This is a genomic window from Mesorhizobium sp. B3-1-9 (assembly GCF_006439595.1).
GTDB lineage: Bacteria > Pseudomonadota > Alphaproteobacteria > Rhizobiales > Rhizobiaceae > Mesorhizobium.
The window spans coordinates 68,990-91,622 of the sequence record NZ_VFTJ01000002.1 but is presented as its reverse complement, the minus strand read 5'-3'; the positions used below and the strand labels follow the sequence as shown (position 1 = coordinate 91,622).

The window sequence follows — 22,633 nt, the reverse complement described above, 5'->3', positions numbered from 1 at the left end:
TTTCGAAAAACGAGGATTTCTGCGAAATAGATAAGGCAGACTTATCTTTCGGATCGCCATGGTCGCTCTTCCCTCCTTGCGCGGACTTCAGTCCTTCGAAGCGGCGGCGCGCACGGGCAGCTTCGCGGCCGCGGCGGAGGAACTGTCGATTTCAGCGGCGGCCGTCAGCCAGCTTATCCGCACCGTCGAGGAACAGATGGGGCGCAAGCTGTTCCACCGGGTCAACCGGCGCGCCGTGCTGACCGAAGCCGGGGTGGAGATGCTGCCGAGGCTCAGCATGGCCTTCCGCGAAATCGGCAGCGTCGCACGCGATGTCGGCGGCGATGCATTCCGGCCGAGGCTCGTCGTTTCGGTGCCGCCCTCCATGGCGATGGGCTGGCTTTCCGAGCGCATCGCCGGCTTTGTCGCATCGCATGGCGCCGCCGACATATCGCTGAGAGGCGACGACGATCCGGTGCCGTTCGATCATGAACTGATCGACATCCGTCTCTCCTACGGTCCGCATTATCGCGAGCATCCGACCGAGGAGATCGTCAGGGATGCCGTCTATCCCGTCCGCGCGCCGACGCTGGCCGGCGCGACCAGATCCGACGGCCTTGCCGGCCTGCCGCTCATTCACACCGACTGGGGACCGACGGGGGCATCCTTTCCATCCTGGCGCAACTGGTTCGACGCGGCGGGAAGCGAGCCCGGCCGCGCGGCACAGCGCGGTCTCTCCGCGAACTCGTCTCGGGCAGCGCTCGATCTCGCCATTTCAGGACTGGGCGTGGCGCTGGCGCAAGGCATCTATTGCGCCCAGGCGCTGGAGGAAGGCAAGCTGGTGCGGGCCGCCGCACAATCCCTGGAACTGCGCCAGCCCTATTGCCTGACGATCCCCGAACGCAGCGCGAGGCGCGATGCCGTGGCGGCGTTCCGGGAATGGCTGATCGGGGAATGCATGCGCGCGGTCGGCTCTCCGGCGCTGGTCACGCCGTCAATCTGACGGCCCGCGAAACATGCGTTCACAGATGCCCGGCCAATGCCGCTACCATATCCTTGCTGTTGGCCACCGGAACGATCTCGAATTCGACCAAATCCGCCCATTCGATGACCCAGCGCTGCAGCACCGTCGCATCGTCGGCTTCCACCAGCATGAAGCAGCGGCTCATGTCGCCCGCGATCCAGCTGTGATGCACGACGAGCTCGTCGGGCTTCAGCCGGCCTTTGTCGCGGAAGCGGCGGTAGATCTCCTTGCGGTCCGAGCCGTGGAAATCCTCGGTCACGAAAAACAGCATTTTGTTCCCTCAAATCAGGCGGTTGGTTCTCCGGCCGCTATTTGTCCGGCCGCTACTTATCCGGCCTCTCCAGGCGCTCCAGGAACCATTGCGTCAGCCGCACCCACAGCTCGTCCTTCTCGCCCGAATCCTCCCAGCCATGGTCGAGATTGGGATTGTCGTTGACCTCTATGACGAAGACGCCGTCCTTGGTCTCCTTGAGGTCGACGCCGTAGAGCCCGTCGCCGATGCATTTTGCGGCCTTGACCGCCGTCTCGACGACATGAGGCGGCGTCTGCTTCAGCGTGAATGTCTTGATCCCGCCCTGGTCGGGCTTGCCGCTGGCCTTGTGGTTCACGATCTGCCAGTGCTTCTTCGCCATCAGATAGTGCACGGCAAAGAGCGGCTGGCCGCCGAGCACGCCGACGCGCCAGTCATATTCGGTCGGAATGAATTTCTGCGCGATCAAGAGATCGGAATCGTCCAGCCATTCGGTCGCGAGCTTGGTCAACTCGGCCATGTTCTCGCATTTCTTGACGCCGCGCGAGAAAGACGAATCCGGGATCTTCAGCACCAGAGGGAAGCCGAGCGTCTGCGCCGCCACTTCGAAGTCAGACGTGCCGGCGATCATCACCGTCGGCGGCACCGGCACCTTGTTGTAGGTCATCAGTTCGTTGAGATAGACCTTGTTGGTGCAGCGGATCATCGACAGCGGATCGTCGATCACCGGCATGCCTTCCTGCTGGGCGCGGCGCGCGAAGCGGTAGGTGTGGTTGGAGATCGAGGTGGTCTCGCGGATGAACAGCGCGTCGTAGTTGGCGAGCTTGGCCAAGTCCTTCCTGGTGATCGGCTCGACTTCGACGCCCATCTTCTCGGCAATCCTCGCCCAATAGCGCAGCGAGGAGATTTCCGACGGCGGCAGTTCCTCATGCGGATCGACCAGCGTGGCGAAAGTATAGCGCGCCGGCGTGCGGCCCTTGGTGTCGCGCCACTCGCGGTTGGTGTAGGTGTCCAGGCATTGCAGGAAGAATTCTTCCTCATCCTCGGTCATGCGGGCGAGCGGCAGGAAGCCGATCTTGCGGATCGAGGCCCATTCGGCGCTGTCCTTGATGTGGACCTCGAGCGCCGGCGCGCGGAACCAGTCGAACAAAAGCTTGGCGAAACGGTCCCAGACCTTCGACGGGCCGATGCCGAAGAAGATCGCGACCTTGGCCGGGAAAGTCCCGCCGAGATCCTTCCTGCATTTGTTCAAGGCAAGCTCTAGTTCCGGCAACGCGTGCTCGTAAAGCTTGCGCTCCGACAGGTCGATCATGGTCTCGACGGTCGGGATCACCCGGTGGCCGCGCGAGCCGGCCAGCAGCGAGGCGTAGTAGCCGCGGCTCTGGTAGCCGTAGTTGTTCGACAGGTTGATCACCTTCGGCCGTTGGCCGCGGAACAGCGCCGGATGCGCGAGATAGTCGCGGTTGGTGATGATCTTGTGGGGTGTGGCCACCTGATCGATGTCGTTCTGCCTGCCTGTGAGGATAACCCAGGTCATTGTCTCAGCGTTTTCCCAGAGTGATGGCGGCCCGCAAACCGTCGCGGCCGAACTGCGCCATGTTCATGAAAATGTCGTAGGGCACCGGAATGTTCGCGGCGTCGAGGATCGTTTCCTGCCTTTCATCCTCCACCCATGGGTCGTGGATCAAGATATGATCGCCGTCGTCGCCGATGGCCAGCACCCAATGCGGCACCTTCTTGCCGAACATCAGGAAACCGCTGACCAGCACCACCACCAGCTTGCCCTCGGCCAGGGCGTCGCGGATGTCGCCGATGCCGAACGGACGGTAATTGACGGGAATGCCGTAGAGTTCGGCGCGGCGGCGGAAATCGACCTGGGCGAGCTCCATCACCCGGCGCTTGTCCTCGCTCCTCACCGACTGCAGGAACAACGCGCCGTAGAAGGAGACGAATATCTCGGCCGCGAGCCCGCTCTCGTAGCCGGCGACCGCCAGGCCGAAAGGCTCGCAGCCGCCAGGGCCGGACATCATGAAGACCGTGGTCGCCTCGCGCCACAGGCGGATTTCCATGACCGGGTCGGGCACGAAGCCACGGTCGAAATTGGCCATCGCCATCATCAGGCAGCACGGGCCGCAGCTGAACTCGCAGGTCTGTTGGTAGAACGGCACCTTGGTCGCGGTCGGGGTGTCGCCGCGCAGCGTCTTTTCATAGCGCAGCGCCGTCGCGCCATCCTCGTAATAGTCGGGCTCGCGGCCCAGTCTTCGATAGCCGGCCTGCTCGTAGATACGGATGGCGCGGTCGTTGTCCTCGCGCACTTCGAGACGAAGCAGCAGCCGATCGTGCTCGAAGGCCGCTTCCTCGGCGGCCGCCAACAGAAGGCGACCGATGCCGAGCCGGCCGAAGAAGGGGCCGACGGCGATGGAATAGAGCCGCGCGACTCCGCTGCCCTTGCGAAACAGCACCACGGCATAGCCGGCGACTCGGCCCTCGTTCTCGGCCACCAGCATCTCAGCGGTTTCACGTTCGATGAACTGGCGGAAAGAGCGGCGCGAGAGCCTGTCGCCCGGAAAAACGGCCTTCTCGATGGCGGCGAGGTCATCGACGTCTGACGCGCGGGCCTTGCGGATCTCGGCAGGCATGCGGGCTTGGGAGAACCTCGATTGGGTTTAAGAAAACGGCCCCGGTGGATGCGTCGCGAACACTGGCCGAAGCGCCAGCATTCATCAAGCGCTATCGCTCCTTGATTAGGGCCGAATTGTGACAGTTTCCGCCACGGCAGGAAAGGGCCAGGCGCTTGAACGGAATTGCCGTTCGACGGGTTGCCGGCCGCCGAAAAACGCAGCCGGTTCAGCTCGATATGCCGGCCACGAGCTGGCCATAGGCGCTCTTTGCGACATCCGACAATCGCTCAGGCGGCAACGAGCCGACGACGGCGCAGGCATAGCCCTTGTCCAGCCAGTAGACCGCCTCCGGACCGCCCGCCTCGGCCGTATAGGTGCCCTTCGATGTTTGAGCCGATTCGGCGGTGACGAAGAGCGAGATGCGCTCGCCCTTGGCGTCCTCGTAGAGCAGCATTGCCGCCTTGCCTTGCTCACCGGCCGGCAGCAGCCGGCCGCCGATCAATTCGAAGCCCTCGGCCGTCAGGTCGGGCGCAACCAGCTTCAGCCCGACGCGGTTCGACAGCCAGGTCTGGAGATGATCCTTGTCGCTCGCCGGAACCTCGACGGCATGACGCTTCTCGGCCGCGTAGACGACATGGGCGGCGATCGCCTGCTCGGCGAGCTGGTCGTCGCCGTCGCCGCCACGGGCGATGCCGTCGATGCCGGCGATATAGCCGCCAAACCCACCGACGGCGAGCACCACGGCAGCCGCGGCCGAGAGCCACCAGCGCGAGCGCCAGGCCGATGCCTTTGTAGGGGCCTGGCCGAGCAATGCCTGCCGCAGCCTCGCCGGCACCGGCTCGTCCATCACGCCAGCGAAAGCAGCGCGCATGGCGGCGCGATCGGCGATGTAGCGCGCGGACTTCGCCTTCATCTCGGGATTGGCCTCGAGCCAGGCGTCATAGGCCATGCGTTCGTCGCCCGGCAGCTCGCCGTCGAGGGCCATGTGGATATCGCGTTCGGAAAAATCACGACGGGTCATTTCTCGACGATCCTCAGCGAGCGGCGGCGCAATGTGTCGTCGAGCAATCCTCGCAATTCCTCGCGGCCGCGCGCGATGCGCGACATCAGCGTGCCGGCCGGCACGCCAAGGATGTTGGCTGCCTCGGCATAGGAAAAGCCCTCGATGGCGACCATCACCAAGGCCGCGCGGCGATCGGGGCTGATCGCCTGCAAGGCATCCATGATCTCGCGCGAAGCGATGGTCTCGACCTGATCGGCGGGCGCGGACTGGGCCTCACCGGCTTCGAGAGGCAATATCGCCGCCTCGCCGCGCCGGTTGACCTTGCGCATCTGGTCGATGAACAAGTGATGCATGATCGTAAACAGCCACCTCCGGGGGCTCTCTCCAGTCTGCCAGTTGTCGAGCCGCACAAGCGCCCGCTCCAGGCAATCCTGGACGAGATCGTCGGCGGAATCGCGGTCGCGCAGCAGCGAGCGCGCATAGCGCCGCAACCGCGGTATTTCGCTCAGGATCGCTGCCTTCTTGTCGTCCATGACCGCTGTTTCGAGGTCGCTTTCCATCCCGATAGAACGCGCCTTCCAGGCGCGGTGCAAGCAGTCAGCGCGAAGCGGCCGAACCGCTGCGATTACCCAAGCAAGAGAATAACGCCAGGGCCGGGGATTTATTCCCGCCAATCAACGAGAAAGCCAATTATTTCAAATCAGTCAGCAGGAAATCGTTACCCTTATAGAGCAGGGGAACACCGAGCGCCTTGGCGCAAGCATAGGCAAAGCAGTCGCCGAGGTTCAGATCAGCCTGGTGACCGACGGCCTTGCCGTAACGAGCGCTGGCGTCGATGGCACGCGAACCGATCTCGTCGCCGATCGGCAGACTTTCTGCGCCGATTTCCGCGATCAGCTGATCCACCAGATCGCGAGCCTTGAGGAGAGCTTCGGCCGTCGGTTTGCGGGAACCCGCGCCGGCTCGTGCCAGAGCCTGGGTCGCTTCAAAACGAACCATCGCGGAGACGTAGAACTCGACAGGTCCGGAGAGCTGTTTGGACAATTCCTCCCAGCCGGGTTCCTGGTTGAGGATGGCGACGATCGCCGAAGCGTCGACAAACATCAATCTTCCCACATCTCATCGGTGAACTTCTTCATGTCGAAATCGGGATTGGGCAGACCGATCTTCTTCGCCTCCTCTTGCAGCCTGACGATCCGGTCGCGCAGCGGCACCTTGGCGCGATGGCGTTCCAGCTCGTGCAGAAGGGCTGTCCGCACCGCTTCCGTCTTGCTCTGCGCATTCGTCTCGCGCTGCAATTTTGCGGCCAGCGCATCAACTTTATCGTCACGTATGTAGAGCGGCATTTGAATATCCTCCTATGGATATTCTATATATACGGTATCGAATATCCATTCAAGAAACCTCCCTGCTCTCCCTCGCCGCCCGCGTCAGCAGCCGCTGGTAGAACAGGCCGATGCCGATCAGCACCGCGCCGAGGCCGATGAAGGAGAGCGCGCGCAGCACGCCTTCCAGCTCCGACATATCGAACAGGAAGACTTTCAGCACCGCGACCGCGATCAGCACCGCGGAAGCGATGCGCAGCACTTGCGACTTCAGCCAGACGCCGGCGGTGAGCAACGCAACGCCTATGACCAGCCAGAGCGCCGAGTAGGTGTAGGTCTCGAGCTGGCCAAGCCCGCTCCACAAGGCGATGAACTCGCCTTTGAACAGGCGGCGCACCGAAAGCGTGGCATAGGCGAAGGCAAGCAGCGAGGCGATCAGCGCCAGCATCGCCGCATACCATCTCGGACGCTTGTCGCGGACATAGAGCGCCAGCGCGCCCGCTGCGATCGCCGGCAGCAGATAGGCGAGGAACAAAAGGTTGAAGATAGGAACCGTGCCGGTCGACTCGTCCGTCAGCAGCGGGTTCAGCACCACGAAATGCTGCACGGCGATCAGGCCCGCCGAGATCACGCCGGCGGCCATCGAGCCGTAGCGCAGCACCGAGCTTGGCGAGCGCATGTCGATGGCGACCAGCATGGCGCCGGCGCCGAGCGCGATCAGCGTGTAGATCGCCTGTTCGGCAAGGGTCACGGTGCCGGTGTCGATGACGCCGCCATGCATGGCGTGGCGCACCAGCATGGCGATGGTGAGCAGCGCGAAAAGCGCCGAGGCTGCCTCCATGGCAAGGCGCGGCCGGCCATTGGTGGTGCGGGCGAGTTGCCAGGCGGCGAAGCCGAAGGCGAGCGCCGGCACGCCGTAGCCAGGCAGCAGCCAGTTGAAGACCGGCGTCCTGGACAGAAACGCCGCGCCGACGATGGTCGGATCGAAGGCGACACGGGCGAGCACGGCGACCGCCGCGCCCACCGCGACCCAGCCCAGCACGGGGTAGGACCGCCAGCGCGTGGCCAGCGCCGGCACGACAGCGGCCGCGCCCAGGAGCACTGTCGTCCAGCCGGAACCGAAGGCCATGTGCAGCATCAACAGGCCGGCGACGCCGGCGCCGCCAAGCGCGAAGGACGCAGCCGGGCCGCCGGTCAACGGCGGCTCCTCGGCGCGCGCGATCCATTCACCGCCGGCGGCGAAGGCGAGCACCAGCAACAACGCCGGCAACGCGTAGCCGAGGTCGCGGTCGATATCGCCGAAGGTAAGCCACAGCGCGGTGAGCACCGTCAGCGGAGCAATGACGCCCCAGGCGGCCCAGCAGGCCGCGCGCAGCGAAGCGGTGGCGGCAAAGCGGCGCGCCGCCCAGAAACCGGCCGCGAGGAAGATCAGGCCAAGCGCGATGCCGATGCGGAAAGTAAGCGTGTCGGACGACGCCAGGGGCTGAGCGTCCAGCCCGACATCGAGCGCATTGGCGCCGATCGTGGCGGGCGGGATGATGCCGAGATAGATCAGCACTGTCGCGATGCCGGCGGCGAAGACCAGCGGCATCGCGCGCGGCCGGTAGAGCGCCACCGCGACCAGCGCCGCCAAAAGGACCGCGCCGTGCAAGGCATCGCCGGCGCTGGCAAAGGCCGGATCGACGGACAGGCCAAGCGCGCTCAAGGCGATGAAGAAGCCGGGCACGATCGACGGCCAGTCGAAGCCGCGCGCCGCATCGTCGCGGCCAGTAACCAAGAAAAGGCCGAGCCAGACGAAAGCCAGCACGGCGAGCGTCGCCAGGCTGATGAACAGGACGGCGGCAAGATTCACGTCCGGCGCGTCGACCATGTAAAGAATGGTCCAGATGCCGGTGCCGGCGAAAGCGGCGGCAACCAATGCCCTCCAGCCGCGGATGCGGGCGATTGCCGCCGTGGCGGCGAGCACGATCGCCAGATAGACGAACAGCGCCCAGGGATTGGGCGCCTGCGAGGCGACCAGCGCCGGCGTGACCATGGCGCCGACGAGGCCGATGCCGGCCAGCGCCAGGCCATGCAGGAGCGATGCGCCAATGGTCGCGACGCCGACGGCGCCAAGCAGCAGGAAGGCCGTCGCCGGACCGATGAAGCCATAGATGCCGTGCGCGGCGTAGACCGTGCCGAACAGGATGAAGGCGCCCGCGCCGGTCAGGATCGCGGGGATGTAGGCGCCGGCGGCGCCTTGCACCGGCACCTTGAAGCCGGTGCGGCGGATGAATTCGGCGCCGCCAATCAGCACCAGGCCGAGGATGCCGGCCATCGTCAGGCGCACGCCGGGGCCGAAGATGCCGGCCTCGATGGTATAGCGGATCAGGAACAGGCCGCCCAGCGCCAGTGCGATGCCGCCGACCCAGACCGCCCAACGCGTGCCCAGCGCCGTCTCGACATCGCTCTGGCGCGCCGCCTTCGCGGGCGCGGGCGGTTCTGCTCCGGGCGTCTCGGTGGCGGAGACAGGTTGCGCCGGTTCGGACGACCCGGCGGATTGCGCCGCGGCCGCCTGGGCCTTCGTCCAAGGTCCTGCCGCTGCCGCCTCTTCGGCCGCCTCGGACTTCGCGGCGATCTCTTCGGCCGCGCCGTCCGCCGACCGCGCGGCAGACGCCACGGCTGCCTTGGCCTCCTCGGGAAGACCCTCCCGCGTGGCGTCCGCCGCCTTGGGCGCGGACAGCGAAGCGCCCGACTGCACCAGGCCGCGCAGCACGCCGAGCTCGCGCTCGACCAGCGCGATGCGGTTCTGCTGGCGTGAAACGATGACGAAAAGAGCTATAACGGCGGCAATGGCGATCAGACTGAAAAACATGGCGGTTTCCCTCAAAACCAGACCAGTCGTGGCCAACAAATGCGGCGATGAGACGGCTGGTCGAAATCAGCGTCTTGCCGGCTAACAAGATCGGGCCGACTAATAAGATCGGGCCGACTGACAAGATCGGGCCGACTGACAAGATCGAGCATGTTTCGTCGCCGATTGCCAGCAACTTGCCGGTTCATCCCATGCCGAGCCGCCGGGGCTGACGGCATTGCCGAAGGGATTGCGTGACCTCAGCAGCGAAATACTCGTGCTATTCTCGCGCCGGCGAAGAAGATGCCGCGAGGTGACCGATGCCGCAGAAAAGCGCGGGCCTGCTGATCCACAGGCGCATTGCCGGTGTGTTCGAATTCCTGCTCGTCCATCCGGGCGGGCCGTTCTGGGCAAGAAAGGATGAAGGCGCGTGGTCCATCCCGAAAGGACTGATCGGCGACAATGAGGATGAGCTGGAGGCCGCCAAACGCGAGGCCGAAGAGGAGCTCGGCGTCGCCGTCGCCGGCGATTTCCGGCCGCTCGGCGGCTACGAGCAGCCGGGCGGCAAGATCGTCATCGCGTGGAGCGTCGAGGCCGACATCGATACTGATGCCATCAGGAGCAACATGTTCACCATGGAATGGCCGCCAAAATCGGGACGCATGAAGGAATTCCCGGAAGTGGATCGAGCCGGCTGGTTTCCATTGCCCGAAGCCGGGCTCAGGATCCTGAAGGGCCAGCGCGCCATGCTCGACGATTTCCTGGAGCGGCGGGGAGCCTATTAGACGCTCGCCTCAGCTATCCTGCCCCGCCCGCAATCGCCTTCACCGCCGTATGATGCCGGCGCAGCGCGGCCAGGAAGCCGGCGCGGGCGTCGGGCGGCTCGACGCCGCGCGGCTCGTAAACATGGCGGGTGAAGAAGAAGCCGGTCAGCCGGAAAGCGTCTTCCAGTGCTGCCGCATCGGCGCGCAGGCCGGAACCGCGCTGCAGGAAGGCGGGCAGCGCCAGCATCTTGTCATGCCAGGCAGCACCGGCTTCGCGCGACACGGCGCGTCCGGATCTCGGCGAGACATAGGCGAGATCCTGTCTGGAGCCGGTCGCCGCGCATTGGCTGAGGTCGAGGCCGAAGCCCAATTCATCGAGGATGAGCAGCTCGAAGCGCGCCACCAGCTCGCCCGCCGCATCGGCATCGCCCAGATGCGAGATCATCACGGCAAGCGCCTCGTAAAGGCCGCCATGGGCATCGCGCTCGGGCAGGAGCCTGAGATGCGCGGCCATGGTCAGCAGGCCGTAGACGGCGACCGCACTGTCCATCAAACGCGCGGCGTTCATCTCGATCGCCTCGGCCTGGAAGGTGCCCAGATGCTCGTCGAGCCGCGCCCGCCACAGAAGGTCGACGCGGTTGCCGGGCTGCAGCACCGGCTGCTGCTTGCGCGAGCGCCCTCCCCGCACCAGGCCGAGATGGCGGCCATGCGCGCGCGTCATCACCTCGAGGATGGCGCTGGTTTCGCCATGCTTGCGAGTGCCGAGAACGATTCCCTCGTCGCGCCATTCCATGAGCCGAGCTTTTCACCTGTTGCGCGGCGAAATCAAGTTGGAGCGACGCAAACCGGCTTACCCCGGAAATTCCAGCCCCATCTCGCGGTAGCGCTCGGGGTCGTCGCCCCAGTTCTCGCGCACCTTCACGAACAGGAAGAGATGCACCTTCTGCTCGAGGATGCCGGCGATTTCCATCCGCGCGGCCTGGCCGATGGCGCGGATCGTCTCGCCCTTGTGGCCGAGCACGATCTTCTTCTGGCTGTCGCGCTCGACATAGATGACCTGCTCGATGCGCACCGAGCCGTCCTTCTTCTCTTCCCATTTCTCGGTTTCGATGTGCGAGGAATAGGGAAGCTCCTGATGGAGCCTGAGATAAAGCTTTTCTCGGGTGATTTCGGCCGCGAGCTGGCGCATCGGCAGGTCGGATATCTGGTCCTCTGGATAATACCAGGGGCCGGCTGGAAGCGTCTCGGCGAGATAGTCGAGCAGGTCCTTGCAGCCGGAGCCGGTGAGCGCGGAGACCATGAAGGTGCGCTTGAACGGAACGCGTTCGTTCGCTGTCGCGGCCAGCGCAAGAAGCGTTTCCGGCTTGACGCGGTCGACCTTGTTGAGGACCAGAAGCATCGGCTGCCGGACGTCCTTCAGCCGGTCGAGGATGGCATCGGCGTCACCCTTTATGCCGCGCTCGGCGTCGATCAACAGCACTACGACATCGGCATCCTTGGCGCCGCCCCAGGCGGTGGTCACCATCGCGGTGTCCAGCCGCCGCTTCGGCTTGAAGATGCCGGGCGTGTCGACAAAGACTATCTGCGCGTTGTCATGCGTGGCGATGCCGCGCACGATGGCGCGGGTGGTCTGCACCTTGTGGGTGACGATCGACACCTTGGCGCCGACAAGCTGGTTGACCAGCGTCGACTTGCCGGCATTGGGCGCGCCGATCAGCGCGACGAAGCCGGAGCGGGTGTTGGGGGTCTCGGGGGATTGGTTTGCGGTCATGCCGCGCTCCATACGCCCTCGCGCAGCAAAAGAGTAGCCGCCGCCGCCTGCTCGGCTTCGCGCTTGGACCGGCCGCTGCCGGTCGCGGGAGCAAAAGAGCCGACCTCGACGCTTACCGTGAACAGCGGATCGTGGTCCGGTCCCTCGCGGCCGTCGATGCGGTAGGCCGGCACGGCGCCGGCGGCCGCCTGGTGCGCCCACTCCTGCAATTCGGTCTTGGCGTCGCGCCGCGCGGCCCCTGTCGCTTGTGAGCGCGGCCGCCAATAGCGGTGGATGAACGCACGCGCCGCGTCCAGCCCGCCGTCGAGGTAGAGCACGGCTATCAGCGATTCCAGCGCATCGGCGCGCAGATTGGTGCGCTTGCGTCCCTCGAGATTGCGCACATCGGAACCGGCGCGCACGAGTTCCGGCAGGCCGATCTGTTCGGAGATTTCCGAGAGCGCCTCGGCATTGACCAGCGCGTTGAGACGCAGCGAAAGCTCGCCCTCGGCGGCATCGGGAAAGGCCGCGAGCAGCATGTCGGCCACGACAAGGCCGAGAACGCGGTCACCCAGGAATTCGAAACGCTCGTAGTCGACGCCGGCATAGGTCGAACGGGCGCTGGCATGGGTCAGCGCCCGCTGCAGGCGCTGAGGGTCGGCGAAGACATGGCCGGTGCGCTCGACAAGCGCTTCGGCGAGGGCATCGGCGGTCAAACGCTTGCTGGCCGCCATCGCTCTAGTGGACGAAATGGAACAGGCGCCCGGCGCGCATCAGCGACGGCCACTTCCAGATCTCGAGCGGGCTCGCCTTGCCGGCGATCGAGAAGAAGATGACGTTGGCGCGGCCGACAAGGTTCTCGGCCGGCACATAGCCTACGGCAAAGCGGCTGTCGGAAGAATTGTCGCGATTGTCGCCCATCATGAAATAGTGCCCGGCCGGCACGACGAATTCGCGCGTGTTGTCGCCGATCGAATCGGAATTGATGTCGAGCGTGTCGTAGCTGACGCCGTTCGGCAGCGTTTCACGATAGACATCGATCGGCCGGTTTTCCTCGGTGACATCGGGATTGTCGATCTGGCCGGTCTTTACGCGCGGCACGCCGACGTCATTGATGAAAAGCTGGCCGTCCTTCACCTGGATCTTGTCGCCGGGCAGGCCGACGACGCGCTTGATGTAGTCGACCGACGGATCCGGCGGGAACTTGAACACCACCACGTCGCCGCGCTTGGGCTCGGCGCCCCAGATACGACCCGAGAAAAGATCTGGGCCGAAAGGCAGCGAGTAACGCGAATAGCCATAGGCCCATTTGGTGACAAAGAGATAGTCGCCTTCGAGCAGCGTCGGGCGCATCGAGCCCGACGGAATGGAGAAAGGCTGGAAGAGCAGCGTGCGGATGACGAGCGCGAGCAGCAGAGCCTGGATGATGACGGAGAAGGTTTCACCAAGCCCGCCGGATTTCTTCTGCGATTTTTCAGCCACGCTCATGTCGTCCTCGATTGTGCGATGTTGGTATAGAGTCTCGGCGGGCGCTGAGCAACGTCATGCCGCTCGTGGTCAAATGGAATCAATGTGGCGCTTGTTCGGCGGGCACCGCCTCGATGATCACAAAGGCTTGAGCAAGCGGGAAATCGTCGGTGATGGTGAGATGGATCAGCGCACAGTGGCCTTTCGGCAGGATTTTCTCCAGCCTGGCCGCGGCGCCGCCGGTCAGCGCCATGGTCGGCGCGCCGCTCGGCAGGTTGACCACGCCCATGTCGCGCCAGAACACGCCCTCGGCCATGCCGGTGCCCAACGCCTTGGCGCAAGCCTCCTTGGCGGCGAAGCGCTTGGCATAGGAGGCAGCGCGGGCGGCGCGCTTTTCCGACTTGGCCTGTTCGACCTCGGTATAGATGCGCTGGACGAAGCGCCGGCCGTGCCGCTCCAGCGATTTTTCGATGCGTCTGATGTCGATCAGGTCGCTGCCGATGCCGATGATCATTCCGCCGGCACTTCCCGTCCGCCCTGCCGCGCTTTCTTCTCGGCGCGCTCGACCATGCGCTTCCTGCGCTGCTCGCGAAACACGGTCATGCCCCAGCGCGTGATGGCGTAGAACACGAGTCCGAAGACGAGGCCAAGCGGCACCGCGCCAATGAGCATCGGCTCCAGAACGGGGTGCCAGAGCTTCGCGAAGGAGAGCTTGTGCATCATTTCGCCCAGATGCTCGGGCGGGCCGTGCTTCGGCAGGTGCTCATGCAGGAGCAGTTTGCCGGTTTCCCAGGACGCGCCCCACAAAAGCGGGAAGGTCAACGGATTGCCGAAGAACACGGCGCCGAGCGCCGCCGCGACCAGATTGCCGGCGATGATCCAGCACAAAACGGCAGCGACGATGAAGTGGAAGCCAAGCGGGAAGAAGGAAGCGAAAACGCCCGCGGCAACGCCGGCAGCGACGGAATGCGGCGTCGCCTTCAGCCGCAGGATGCGTTTGGAGAAATATTGCACGGAACGCGAGAACGAGCGGCGCGGCCAAAGATAAGTACGCACCCGCTCAAGGAGGCCATCAGGCTCTCGGCGTCGAAAAAGCACTCTGTTCCAGTTCCCGGTCCAACATGCGCTGCCCCTGCCACCACCGGGTCGCGCCAAACATATCTTGCGCTTCGATGGCGCAGAAAGGCAACAAGTCTTTGATATAGCGACGGCCAGGCCGCGTAACAACGAAACGCCGCCGCGATGGTCTGCCGCAGGCTGTAACAACGGCTTCATTCTGGCGAAACTGAGGAGAAGAACCAGGATACGGAGCCGATGATCACCATTCGACCGGCGCGGGCCGAGGACGCCGAGGCATTGCCGCCTATCGAACAATCGGCCGGGGAAGCGTTCCGCGCCATTCCGGAACTGGCGTGGCTTGCCGACGGAGACAATGTCAGCCCGGAGCGGCACCGCGCGCTGATCGCCGGTGGCGCATGCTGGGTGGCCGCAGACGAGAAGGACCGGCCGGTCGGCTTCCTGAGCGCCGGGATGGAGGGCGATGCGCTGCATATCTGGGAGCTGGACGTGCGCCTCGACCGGCAGGGCCAGGGCATCGGCCGGGCTTTGCTTGAACGGGCGCTTGGGGACGCCAGGCAGCGCGGCCTGGCCGCGATGACCCTGACCACGTTTCGCGACGTCGCCTGGAATGCGCCCTTCTATCAGCGGTGCGGATTTCGCATCCTGGAAGGCGCTGAGGTCGACAGACGGCTGGCCGATCTGCTCAGCGACGAGGCCGATCATGGTATGGCTTTGGACCAGCGCTGCGCCATGCGGCTCGATCTCAGTCGAGCTGGTACTCGCTGACCTCGACCAGATTGCCGTCCGGATCGCGGAAATAGACCGACATCATCGGGCCGCGCGCGCCGGTGCGCCCGACCGGGCCGACTTCGATCGCCACGCCATTGGCTTCGAGGCTGGCCTGGACTTCGGCAAGCGGCACCGCCGCCACGAGGCAGAAATCGCCGGAACCGGGCGTCGGCGTCTTGGCCTTCGGCTCGAACGTGCGGCCGACCTCATGCAGGTTGATCTTCTGCGCGCCGAACAGAAGCGCGGTCGGCCGGTTCGGTTCATCCAGGCGCCGCATGCCGAGCACACGCTCGTAGAACTCGCAGCTCGCTTTCACCGAGCGGACCGTCAGCACGAAATGGTCGATGCCCGCGATCATTGCGGCCTCGGCGCGCGTCGCTGCGAAAGAGATTCAAGCGATGCGCTCAAGTGGTTGGTTTCATACATTGGGGAGTCAGATGTTGCGGCTTCCCGGCTTAACGGCGGGAATGGCGGCGAGTTCCGGCGGCAGGCGGTCGGCGGGATAGGCCGGCACCTCATATTCGGCAAGCGCGATCAGCGGCACGCCGACATCGGTCTTACCGGCCGAGCGGTCGATGATACAGGCGGCCGCCACCACTTCCGCGCCGATCTCGCGCAGGCAATCGATGGTCTCGCGGATCGACAGGCCTGTTGTGACGATGTCCTCGACGATGACGACGCGCGAGCCTTCGGCAATCTCGAAGCGGCGGAGCCTGAATTCGCCCCCTTCCCGCTCGACCCAAATCGCCGGCGCGCCGAGATGACGGGAGGTCTCATAGGCCGGGATCAGGCCGCCGATCGCCGGGCCGACGACATAGTCGATCCTGCCCGGCACCGCTTTCCGAATTTTCTCGGCCAGCGCCTTGCACAGGCGCTCGGTCTTGTCGGCATGCATGAAGACCCGCGCCTTCTGCAGGAAGACCGGACTGCGCAGGCCGGACGTCAGGATGAAATGACCTTCGAGAACGGCGCCGGCCTCGCGGAAAATGCCCAGCACTTCGTCGGTGTTCATTTTTTATCCCCCATTCAATCCCTGACCCGTTCCACTTTTCGCGGTCAGGGTCCAGTCATTTAGCCGTTAACACGCCGCGCATCGCTGACGCTCGAATTGTCCTTCAGCTGCGACAGCAGCCGATTGAGATGCTTGAGGTCCCAGACCTCGAGATCGATCAGCATCTCGGTGAAATCGGGCGCCGTGCGTATCATCGACAGCGTGTGGATGTTGGCGTCGTTGGACGCCACCACCTGGGCGATGTCGGCCAGCGAACCCGGCGCATTGATGGCAGTGACCGAGATGCGCGCCGGGAAACGTTCCTTGGTGCGTTCGTCGATGTCCCAGCGCACGTCGATCCAGCGCTCGGGCTGGTCGTCGAAGGCCTGCAGCGCCGGCGACTGGATCGGATAGATGGTAATGCCGGTTCCGGGCTGGATGATGCCGACGATGCGGTCGCCGGGCACCGCCCCTTCCGGGGCGAAGCGCACCGGCAGGTCGCCGCGCACGCCACGGATCGGCACCGCGCCATCGCGCGGCTGGTCCTTGTCCTTCTTCGCGGCGCGGGTGCCGGGCATCTGGAACAGCATGCCAGCGGCGTTGCGGATCTTCGACCAGCCTTCCTCGCGCTGCTTGGGCGGCGCGACGGTGACGCGCTCGTCCTTATAGTCGGGGAAGACCGCTTTCATGACATCGGTGGAGCTCAGCTCGCCGCGGCCGACCGAGGCCAGCACGTCCTCGATGTCCTTGCGCGCCAGCCGGTGCAGAACCGGCTTCAGGCTCTCCTTGGTGAAGGTCTTGCCGGCGCGCTCGAAGGCGCGCTCGAGAATGCGGGCGCCGAGACCGGAATATTGCTTGCGTATCGCATTCTTGGTGGCGCGGCGGATGGCGGCCCGCGCCTTGCCGGTGACCACGACCGATTCCCAGGCGGCGGGCGGCACCTGCGCCTTGGAGCGGATGATCTCGACCTCGTCGCCGTTCTTGAGCTCCGTCATCAACGGCATGATACGGCCATTGACCTTGGCGCCGACGCAGGTATCGCCGACATCGGTATGGACGGCGTAGGCGAAGTCGATCGGGGTGGCGCCGCGCGGCAGCGCGATCAGCATGCCCTTGGGCGTGAAGCAGAACACCTGGTCTTGGAACAGTTCCAGCTTGGTGTTTTCGAGGAAGTCCTCCGGATTGTCGCCTTCGGCCAATTGCTCGATGGTGCGCCGCAGCCAGGCATAGGCGTTGGTCTCCCTGGAGATCGCGTGGCCGGCGCCGTTCGTCTTGCCGCCGCTGTCCTTGTAGATCGAATGCGCGGCGACGCCATATTCGGCGATTTTGTTCATCTCCTTGGTGCGGATCTGCAATTCGACGCGCTGGCGCGACGGGCCGACGATGGTGGTGTGGATGGAACGGTAGTCGTTCTGCTTCGGCGTCGAGATGTAGTCCTTGAAGCGGCCGGGCACCATCGACCAGGTGGTGTGGATGGCGCCAAGCGCGCGGTAGCAGTCATCGACGGAATCGACCACGACGCGGAAACCGAAAATGTCGGAGAGCTGCTCGAAGGAAAGCGCCTTGGCCTCCATCTTGCGGAACACCGACCACGGCTTCTTCTGCCGGCTCTTCACGCTCGCCTTGATGGCGTGCTTCTCGAACAGGCCCGATAGCGCCGTCTCGATCTCCTGCAGGACGCCCTTGTTGCGCTCGAAAATCTCGGCAAGCCTTGCGGTGACGGCGCGGTAGGCCTCCGGATTGATGTAGCGGAAGGCGATTTCTTCCAGTTCCTCGCGCATGCCCTGCATGCCCATGCGCCCGGCCAAGGGCGCATAGATGTCCATCGTCTCCTCGGCGATGCGCAGGCGCTTGGACTCGGGCATATGGTCGAGCGTGCGCATGTTGTGCAGGCGGTCGGCGAGCTTGACCAGAAGAACGCGAATATCCTCGGAGATCGCGAGCAGGAGCTTGCGCAAATTCTCCGCCTGCTCGGCCTTCTTCGAGACCAGGTCGAGCTTCTTCAGCTTGGTGAGGCCTTCGACCAGCTTGCCCATTTCCGGACCGAACAGCTCGTCGATCTCGGCTCTTGTCGCCGTCGTGTCCTCGATCGTGTCGTGCAGCAAGGCAACGGCGATCGTCGCCTCGTCCATATGCATGTCGGTGAGGATGGCGGCGACTTCGAGCGGATGCGAGAAATAGGGATCGCCCGAGGCGCGCTTCTGGTGGCCATGCTTCTGCATGGCATAGACATAGGCCTTGTTGAGCAGCGCCTCGTTGACGTCAGGCTTGTAGCGCTGGACGCGCTCGACAAGCTCATACTGACGCATCATGGGCGGGATCTCGCGGTGCTGAAATGATTGATGCGCCGCACTGGCGTGCGACGCACCTCATAGATAGCCACGAAACCTAAGATACGGAAGTCCTGGATGGTTGATCCAACCCGGACAAAAGCTCTTAGTAGTCGTCGCTCTTTTCCGGCGGCACCAGACCTTCGATGCCGGCGAGCAGATCTTCCTCGCTCATGCGGTCGAACGTAACGTTCTCCTCGGCGTCGTCGGTGTCGGCAGCAGCGACGGTCGCGCCGGTCTCGTCGGTGATCGCCTCGCCCTCGGCTTCCGGCTCGTCGACCTCGACATGCTTCTGCAGCGAGTGGATCAGGTCTTCCTTGAGGTCGTCGGGCGACAGCGTCTCGTCGGCGATCTCGCGCAGCGCGATGACCGGGTTCTTGTCATTGTCGCGCGGAACGGTGATCTGCGCGCCCTGGCTGATCTGGCGGGCGCGGTGGCCGGCGAGCAGCACGAGTTCAAAACGGTTGTCGACCTTGTCGATGCAATCTTCAACGGTTACGCGGGCCATGGACTGCCCCTTTCATGCGATGGATTTGATGGAAAGCTGGCGCGCTCCATAACGCGGGCGCGGCCGAAATACAAGCTTCATGGCGTCGACGTCAGCTTTGCGGGTCGTTGCCTGGCTCATCACCGCGGTACGCCATGAAGCTGCCCATATAGTGGCGATCACAATTGCTTGCAATGCAGGGGCCTGCCCTTGGATATCCACAAATTGCGCGTTATCTCGGTTGTGACGGCACCGAGGCCCATTTGTCGGACCTATTCGTCAAACGCTTTAGACGACAGAAATTTTCGAAAGGAATGTTTTTCAATGTTCGATCCCCGTGAAAAGATCGCTCTTTTCATCGACGGCGCCAATCTCTATGCCACGTCCCGGGCGCTGGGCTTCGACATCGATTACCGCAAGCTCCTGTCGAGCTTCCAGAAGCGCGGCTACCTGCTGCGCGCCTACTATTACACCGCGCTGGTCGAGGATCAGGAATATTCATCGATCCGGCCGCTGATCGACTGGCTAGACTATAACGGCTTCAAGGTGGTGACGAAGCCCGCCAAGGAATTCACCGACTCGACCGGCCGCCGCAAGATCAAGGGCAACATGGACATCGAGCTGACCGTCGATGCGCTGGAGCTCGCCGATGTCGTCGATCACTATGTGATCTTCTCCGGCGACGGCGACTTCCGCACGCTGGTCGAAGCGCTGCAGCGGCGCGGCCGCAAGGTGTCGATCATCTCGACCATGGCTTCGCAGCCGCCGATGATCTCCGACGACCTGCGCCGCCAGGCCGATCATTTCATCGACCTGATGTCGCTGAAGAGCGAAGTCGGCCGCGACCCGTCCGAGCGGCCCGCGCGCCGGCCGGAACCTGCCGAAGTCGACGAGGACGATTATTGACGGGCGGTGGCGTTGAGCGCCGCGCCCTCCCCCGAACCCGACCGTGACTGCCCGCTTTGCCCGCGGCTGCATGATTTCATCGCGGCTTGGCGCGAGCGCGAGCCCGGCTGGTTCAACGCGCCGGTGCCGACTTTCCTGCCGCCGGAGGGCGAAGATTCAGTTCGCCTGCTGATCGTCGGGCTGGCGCCCGGCCTGCGCGGCGCCAACCGCACAGGACGCCCCTTCACCGGCGACTATGCCGGTGACCTGCTCTACGGCACGATGATCGCGCATGGCCTGGCGCGCGGCGAATTCAAGGCGCGGCCGGATGATGGGCTCCAGCTTGTCGGCACGGCGATCACCAATGCGGTGCGCTGCGTGCCGCCGGAGAACAAGCCGGTTGGCGCCGAGATCGCCACCTGCCGGATCTTTCTGAAGCCGACCATCGCGCGCTTTCCCAATCTCAGCGCCATACTGACGCTGGGCTCGATCGCGCATCAGTCGACGGTACGGGCATTGGGCGAGCGCGTGGCGGCCATTCCGTTCCGCCATGGCGGCCGGCAGCAGGCCGGCGGCATCGCGTTGTTTTCCAGCTATCACTGCTCGCGCTACAACACCAATACGGGCGTGCTGACACAGGAGATGTTCGTCAATGTGTTCAAGGAGATTGCGGCGTTCCTGAAGACCTAGATTCAGGCGCCCTGGAGTAATCCCGCGCCCGTTCATACCGGCAGCAGCGCATCCGGCTTCACCGCGCCGATCGAGGCGTAGGTGTGCGTCTCCTTCACTCCGGGCAACGGTAGGATGACCCGGGTCAGAAAATCCTGATAGGCGGCCATTTCCGAGATACGCGCCTTTACCAGATAGTCGAAGCCGCCCACGACCATATGGCATTCCAGCACCTCAGGCGCCTTGATCACCGCTTCGGCGAAACGTTCGAAGATATGAGGCGCCGTGTGATCGAGGCGTACCTCGATGAAGACGAGTGTGCCACGGCCGATCTTGGCGGGATCGAGCACGGCCCTGACCGCGATGATGTAGCCTTCCCGAAACAGCCGCTTCACCCGCTGGCTCGTGCCGGTCGGCGACAGGCCGACACGCGCCGCCAGATCAAGCGTGGTGCGACGCCCATCCTCCTGCAGCAGCCGAAGGAGATTGCGGTCGACGCCGTCGAGATCGCTTGCTTCTTGATTCACTTTAAAACTGCCTTTTTGATGTGAATTCCGCTATCATTTTGGAAAAACAGCGTATTTCAACACAGAGACCTGAACAATAGTCTGCGCTTTCGCCGCAGCGGTGGAGACAGTCTTCACCTCCGACGACCTATGGGTGGCAAGTCGTGGCAGACGCAGATGACGCAGGGAACGCGAGACTGGCGATTATCGCCGGCCTCACCATGATCGGCATCTACGCTATCCAATTCGTCGCCGCTCGCTTCAGCCTCCGAGAACACCTGACGGCGACAGATTTGGCCGTTTTGCGCTTTGGCGGCGCGGGGGTGGTCTTTCTGCCGATCGTCTGGCGCAGCGGCTTCGCCCCCATGAGGGCGCTGGGCTGGCGACGGGCTCTGGCGTTGGCGGCATTGGCAGGTTTGCCTTATCCGCTGATCATCAATTGGGGCCTGACCTATGCGCCTGCCGCCCACGCGGCCGCGCTCTGTCCCGCCTCTATCGTCTTCTTTTCGTCCCTGCTGTCGCGCGTCTTCTTCGACGACGGCGGTTCGCAACGACGGACAATCGGCGTCGGCGCGATCATCGCCGGGCTGTTGCTGTTCATCGCCGCGGCGCGTGGCGGCACCGGCGGCGCCCTGATCGGCGACGTGCTGTTCATCGGATCGGGCCTCATGTTTTCGACTTATGCCGTTCTCGTGAGGCTATGGCGTGCCGATCCGGTCACGGCAACGGCCGCGGTGGTGCTCCTGTCGTGCCTGCCGTTGCCGGTTCTCTATCTCTTGGCGCCAAGCCATATCCACGCCGCGTCGGCTACGGAGATCGTCAGCCAGATCGTGATCCAAGGGATTCTGGCCGGCGCGGCGGCCATGTTCCTCTACACCTACATCGTCCGGCAAATGGGGCCGCAGGCGGCGTCCCTGTTCCTGCCCGGCATACCGATCGCGACGGTGATTGTCGGCATGGCGGTGCTCGGCGAAACGCCGATGACGATCCAGTTGGCAGCCATCGCGATCATGGCCGCGGGAATGGCCTTCTCGGCGACCGGGAGACCTAGTGCCAGCGCAAGCCTGAATGTACCGGCGTCACGCGGATCATGAGACTTTTCAGCGATATACGCAAAACGCCGCAGAAACAGATTCGAGGCTGCCGCCGGGCACTCACGGCGTCGGCGAAAACAACTCCGCCATCGTCCCGCGGCTGCCCTTCAAAACGTTGAGATCGACATCGCCTTCGATGCCGTCGACGCGGCCCATATTGTGATACTGCCAGTAGATCCAGTCGTTCCCGCGCGGCCTGATCGCCAGTGACCGCAGCCAGTGCTGGCGGTTGAGGATGGTGTTGGAATAGGCGTCGGCCGCCTCGTCGGTCAGATAGAAAATCGCCTGCTTGCCGAACGCCGTCTCGACCGGGCCGAGGAAAGCGGCGAGCTCGGCGTTCAACTGTTCCGGAGACGGACGCTGCGGGCAGTTGCCGCCGAACTCGATGTCGACCACCGGCGGCAGAAGCGGCTCGCCGCGCGGCACCACCGCAATGAAGTTCCTCGCCTGATCGGCGCCAGGGCGGCAGAAGGTGAAGAAATGATAGGCGCCGACCGCCAGGCCGGCCGCGCGGGCCTCGCGCAGGTTGGTTGCGAATTGGGTATCGACATGGGTGCCGCCTTCGGTTGCCTTGATGATCGCGAAGGCGACATCGTCTGCCGCGACGCGTTGCCAGTCGATCTTGCCCTGATGGTGGGAGACGTCGATGCCTCGGATCGGGAACTCCGCGCGGTCCGGCGAAAAGCCACGGAACCACAAATAGGCGCCTGCCACGACGGCGCAGGCGACAACCACGCCGGCAAGGCCCCAGAAAACAATCCGCTTCCCCAAGACCCGTCCCCGTCGGAAGGTGAGAATTGCGCCGGA

Annotated in this window: 26 protein-coding genes; 6 read left to right on the top strand and 20 right to left on the bottom strand. The window is 64.4% G+C overall.

The window, feature by feature from the left end:
• Positions 1-58: 58 nt before the first annotated feature.
• Positions 59-982 (top strand): LysR substrate-binding domain-containing protein, encoded by a 924-nt coding sequence (locus tag FJW07_RS03745; RefSeq protein WP_140854560.1) that lies wholly within the window; start codon positions 59-61, stop codon positions 980-982.
• 19 nt (positions 983-1,001) lie between these two features.
• On the opposite strand, the gene FJW07_RS03740 is transcribed toward FJW07_RS03745, so the two are convergent.
• The 8 genes from FJW07_RS03740 to FJW07_RS03705 all read right to left on the bottom strand — a co-directional run bounded on the left by FJW07_RS03740 (position 1,002) and on the right by FJW07_RS03705 (position 9,056).
• Positions 1,002-1,274 carry a DUF3303 family protein gene (locus tag FJW07_RS03740; RefSeq protein WP_140854558.1) on the bottom strand — a complete coding sequence of 91 codons (273 nt, stop codon included), beginning with the start codon at positions 1,272-1,274 and terminating at the stop codon, positions 1,002-1,004.
• 52 nt (positions 1,275-1,326) lie between these two features.
• On the bottom strand, positions 1,327-2,790 hold the full coding sequence (locus FJW07_RS03735; protein ID WP_140644402.1) for a RimK family protein: 1,464 nt from the start codon (positions 2,788-2,790) through the stop codon (positions 1,327-1,329).
• Positions 2,791-2,794: 4 nt separating this feature from the next.
• Positions 2,795-3,892 (bottom strand): GNAT family N-acetyltransferase/peptidase C39 family protein, encoded by a 1,098-nt coding sequence (locus FJW07_RS03730; protein ID WP_140651665.1) that lies wholly within the window; start codon positions 3,890-3,892, stop codon positions 2,795-2,797.
• A gap of 208 nt (positions 3,893-4,100) precedes the next feature.
• A complete protein-coding gene (locus FJW07_RS03725; protein ID WP_140854556.1) occupies positions 4,101-4,895 on the bottom strand; it encodes an anti-sigma factor in 795 nt (264 codons plus the stop codon).
• Positions 4,892-5,410, bottom strand: a complete 519-nt coding sequence (locus tag FJW07_RS03720; RefSeq protein WP_140651661.1) for an RNA polymerase sigma factor — start codon at positions 5,408-5,410, stop codon at positions 4,892-4,894. Before FJW07_RS03720 ends, FJW07_RS03725 begins: the two co-directional genes overlap by 4 nt.
• Positions 5,411-5,567: 157 nt before the next feature.
• The gene (locus tag FJW07_RS03715) at positions 5,568-5,981 is read right to left on the bottom strand and encodes a type II toxin-antitoxin system VapC family toxin (protein WP_140854554.1); all 414 of its coding nucleotides are present in this window, start codon (positions 5,979-5,981) and stop codon (positions 5,568-5,570) included.
• Positions 5,981-6,223, bottom strand: a complete 243-nt coding sequence (locus tag FJW07_RS03710) for a type II toxin-antitoxin system VapB family antitoxin (protein WP_140854552.1) — start codon at positions 6,221-6,223, stop codon at positions 5,981-5,983. The genes FJW07_RS03715 and FJW07_RS03710 overlap by 1 nt, the downstream gene beginning before the upstream one ends.
• 49 nt (positions 6,224-6,272) lie before the next feature.
• The gene (locus FJW07_RS03705) at positions 6,273-9,056 is read right to left on the bottom strand and encodes a DUF2339 domain-containing protein (protein ID WP_140854550.1); all 2,784 of its coding nucleotides are present in this window, start codon (positions 9,054-9,056) and stop codon (positions 6,273-6,275) included.
• Between the two features lie 299 nt (positions 9,057-9,355).
• Here FJW07_RS03705 and FJW07_RS03700 point away from each other — a divergent pair, with 299 nt between their 5' ends.
• Entirely contained in the window at positions 9,356-9,820 is a 465-nt protein-coding gene (locus FJW07_RS03700; RefSeq protein WP_140854549.1) for an NUDIX domain-containing protein, read from the top strand.
• 13 nt (positions 9,821-9,833) lie between these two features.
• On the opposite strand, the gene recO is transcribed toward FJW07_RS03700, so the two are convergent.
• The 6 genes from recO to FJW07_RS03670 all read right to left on the bottom strand — a co-directional run bounded on the left by recO (position 9,834) and on the right by FJW07_RS03670 (position 14,114).
• On the bottom strand, positions 9,834-10,592 hold the full coding sequence (gene recO, locus FJW07_RS03695; RefSeq protein WP_140644388.1) for a DNA repair protein RecO: 759 nt from the start codon (positions 10,590-10,592) through the stop codon (positions 9,834-9,836).
• Positions 10,593-10,649: 57 nt separating this feature from the next.
• Positions 10,650-11,582 carry a GTPase Era gene (era, locus tag FJW07_RS03690; RefSeq protein WP_181182559.1) on the bottom strand — a complete coding sequence of 311 codons (933 nt, stop codon included), beginning with the start codon at positions 11,580-11,582 and terminating at the stop codon, positions 10,650-10,652.
• Positions 11,567-12,283, bottom strand: a complete 717-nt coding sequence (gene rnc / locus FJW07_RS03685) for a ribonuclease III (RefSeq protein ID WP_140854545.1) — start codon at positions 12,281-12,283, stop codon at positions 11,567-11,569. The genes era and rnc overlap by 16 nt, the downstream gene beginning before the upstream one ends.
• Before the next feature lie 4 nt (positions 12,284-12,287).
• Complete coding sequence (gene lepB / locus FJW07_RS03680; protein WP_140644382.1) at positions 12,288-13,037, bottom strand: signal peptidase I; 750 nt, start codon at positions 13,035-13,037, stop codon at positions 12,288-12,290.
• A 79-nt stretch (positions 13,038-13,116) separates the two neighbouring features.
• Positions 13,117-13,530 carry a holo-ACP synthase gene (gene acpS / locus FJW07_RS03675; RefSeq protein ID WP_140644380.1) on the bottom strand — a complete coding sequence of 138 codons (414 nt, stop codon included), beginning with the start codon at positions 13,528-13,530 and terminating at the stop codon, positions 13,117-13,119.
• Positions 13,527-14,114 carry a DUF2062 domain-containing protein gene (locus tag FJW07_RS03670; protein WP_140644378.1) on the bottom strand — a complete coding sequence of 196 codons (588 nt, stop codon included), beginning with the start codon at positions 14,112-14,114 and terminating at the stop codon, positions 13,527-13,529. Before FJW07_RS03670 ends, acpS begins: the two co-directional genes overlap by 4 nt.
• A 216-nt stretch (positions 14,115-14,330) precedes the next feature.
• Between FJW07_RS03670 and FJW07_RS03665 the strand changes: the two genes are divergently transcribed.
• A complete protein-coding gene (locus FJW07_RS03665; RefSeq protein WP_140854543.1) occupies positions 14,331-14,861 on the top strand; it encodes a GNAT family N-acetyltransferase in 531 nt (176 codons plus the stop codon).
• Here FJW07_RS03665 and FJW07_RS03660 read toward each other — a convergent pair.
• The 4 genes from FJW07_RS03660 to rpoZ form a co-directional block, all read right to left on the bottom strand.
• Positions 14,839-15,222 (bottom strand): VOC family protein, encoded by a 384-nt coding sequence (locus FJW07_RS03660; protein WP_140854541.1) that lies wholly within the window; start codon positions 15,220-15,222, stop codon positions 14,839-14,841. The two genes, FJW07_RS03665 and FJW07_RS03660, sit on opposite strands and share 23 nt — an antisense overlap.
• A 75-nt stretch (positions 15,223-15,297) precedes the next feature.
• Positions 15,298-15,876, bottom strand: a complete 579-nt coding sequence (gene pyrE / locus FJW07_RS03655; RefSeq protein ID WP_140644371.1) for an orotate phosphoribosyltransferase — start codon at positions 15,874-15,876, stop codon at positions 15,298-15,300.
• Positions 15,877-15,935: 59 nt separating this feature from the next.
• Positions 15,936-18,167 carry a bifunctional (p)ppGpp synthetase/guanosine-3',5'-bis(diphosphate) 3'-pyrophosphohydrolase gene (locus FJW07_RS03650; RefSeq protein ID WP_140854539.1) on the bottom strand — a complete coding sequence of 744 codons (2,232 nt, stop codon included), beginning with the start codon at positions 18,165-18,167 and terminating at the stop codon, positions 15,936-15,938.
• Between the two features lie 124 nt (positions 18,168-18,291).
• Entirely contained in the window at positions 18,292-18,693 is a 402-nt protein-coding gene (gene rpoZ, locus FJW07_RS03645; RefSeq protein WP_140644367.1) for a DNA-directed RNA polymerase subunit omega, read from the bottom strand.
• 303 nt (positions 18,694-18,996) lie between these two features.
• On the opposite strand from rpoZ, the gene FJW07_RS03640 reads away from it, so the two are divergent.
• Together FJW07_RS03640 and FJW07_RS03635 are read left to right on the top strand one after the other, a co-directional pair.
• Positions 18,997-19,578 carry an NYN domain-containing protein gene (locus tag FJW07_RS03640; RefSeq protein ID WP_140644365.1) on the top strand — a complete coding sequence of 194 codons (582 nt, stop codon included), beginning with the start codon at positions 18,997-18,999 and terminating at the stop codon, positions 19,576-19,578.
• Positions 19,579-19,590: 12 nt separating this feature from the next.
• On the top strand, positions 19,591-20,247 hold the full coding sequence (locus FJW07_RS03635) for a uracil-DNA glycosylase (RefSeq protein WP_140854537.1): 657 nt from the start codon (positions 19,591-19,593) through the stop codon (positions 20,245-20,247).
• 32 nt (positions 20,248-20,279) lie between these two features.
• Here the strand turns inward: FJW07_RS03635 and FJW07_RS03630 are convergent, their stop codons facing one another.
• Positions 20,280-20,753, bottom strand: coding sequence for an Lrp/AsnC ligand binding domain-containing protein (locus tag FJW07_RS03630; protein WP_140783772.1), 474 nt, complete (start codon positions 20,751-20,753; stop codon positions 20,280-20,282).
• A gap of 143 nt (positions 20,754-20,896) precedes the next feature.
• Between FJW07_RS03630 and FJW07_RS03625 the strand changes: the two genes are divergently transcribed.
• Positions 20,897-21,826, top strand: a complete 930-nt coding sequence (locus tag FJW07_RS03625; RefSeq protein ID WP_140854535.1) for a DMT family transporter — start codon at positions 20,897-20,899, stop codon at positions 21,824-21,826.
• 60 nt (positions 21,827-21,886) lie between these two features.
• Here FJW07_RS03625 and FJW07_RS03620 read toward each other — a convergent pair whose 3' ends face one another.
• Entirely contained in the window at positions 21,887-22,597 is a 711-nt protein-coding gene (locus FJW07_RS03620) for a GH25 family lysozyme (RefSeq protein ID WP_140854533.1), read from the bottom strand.
• Positions 22,598-22,633: the final 36 nt, after the last annotated feature.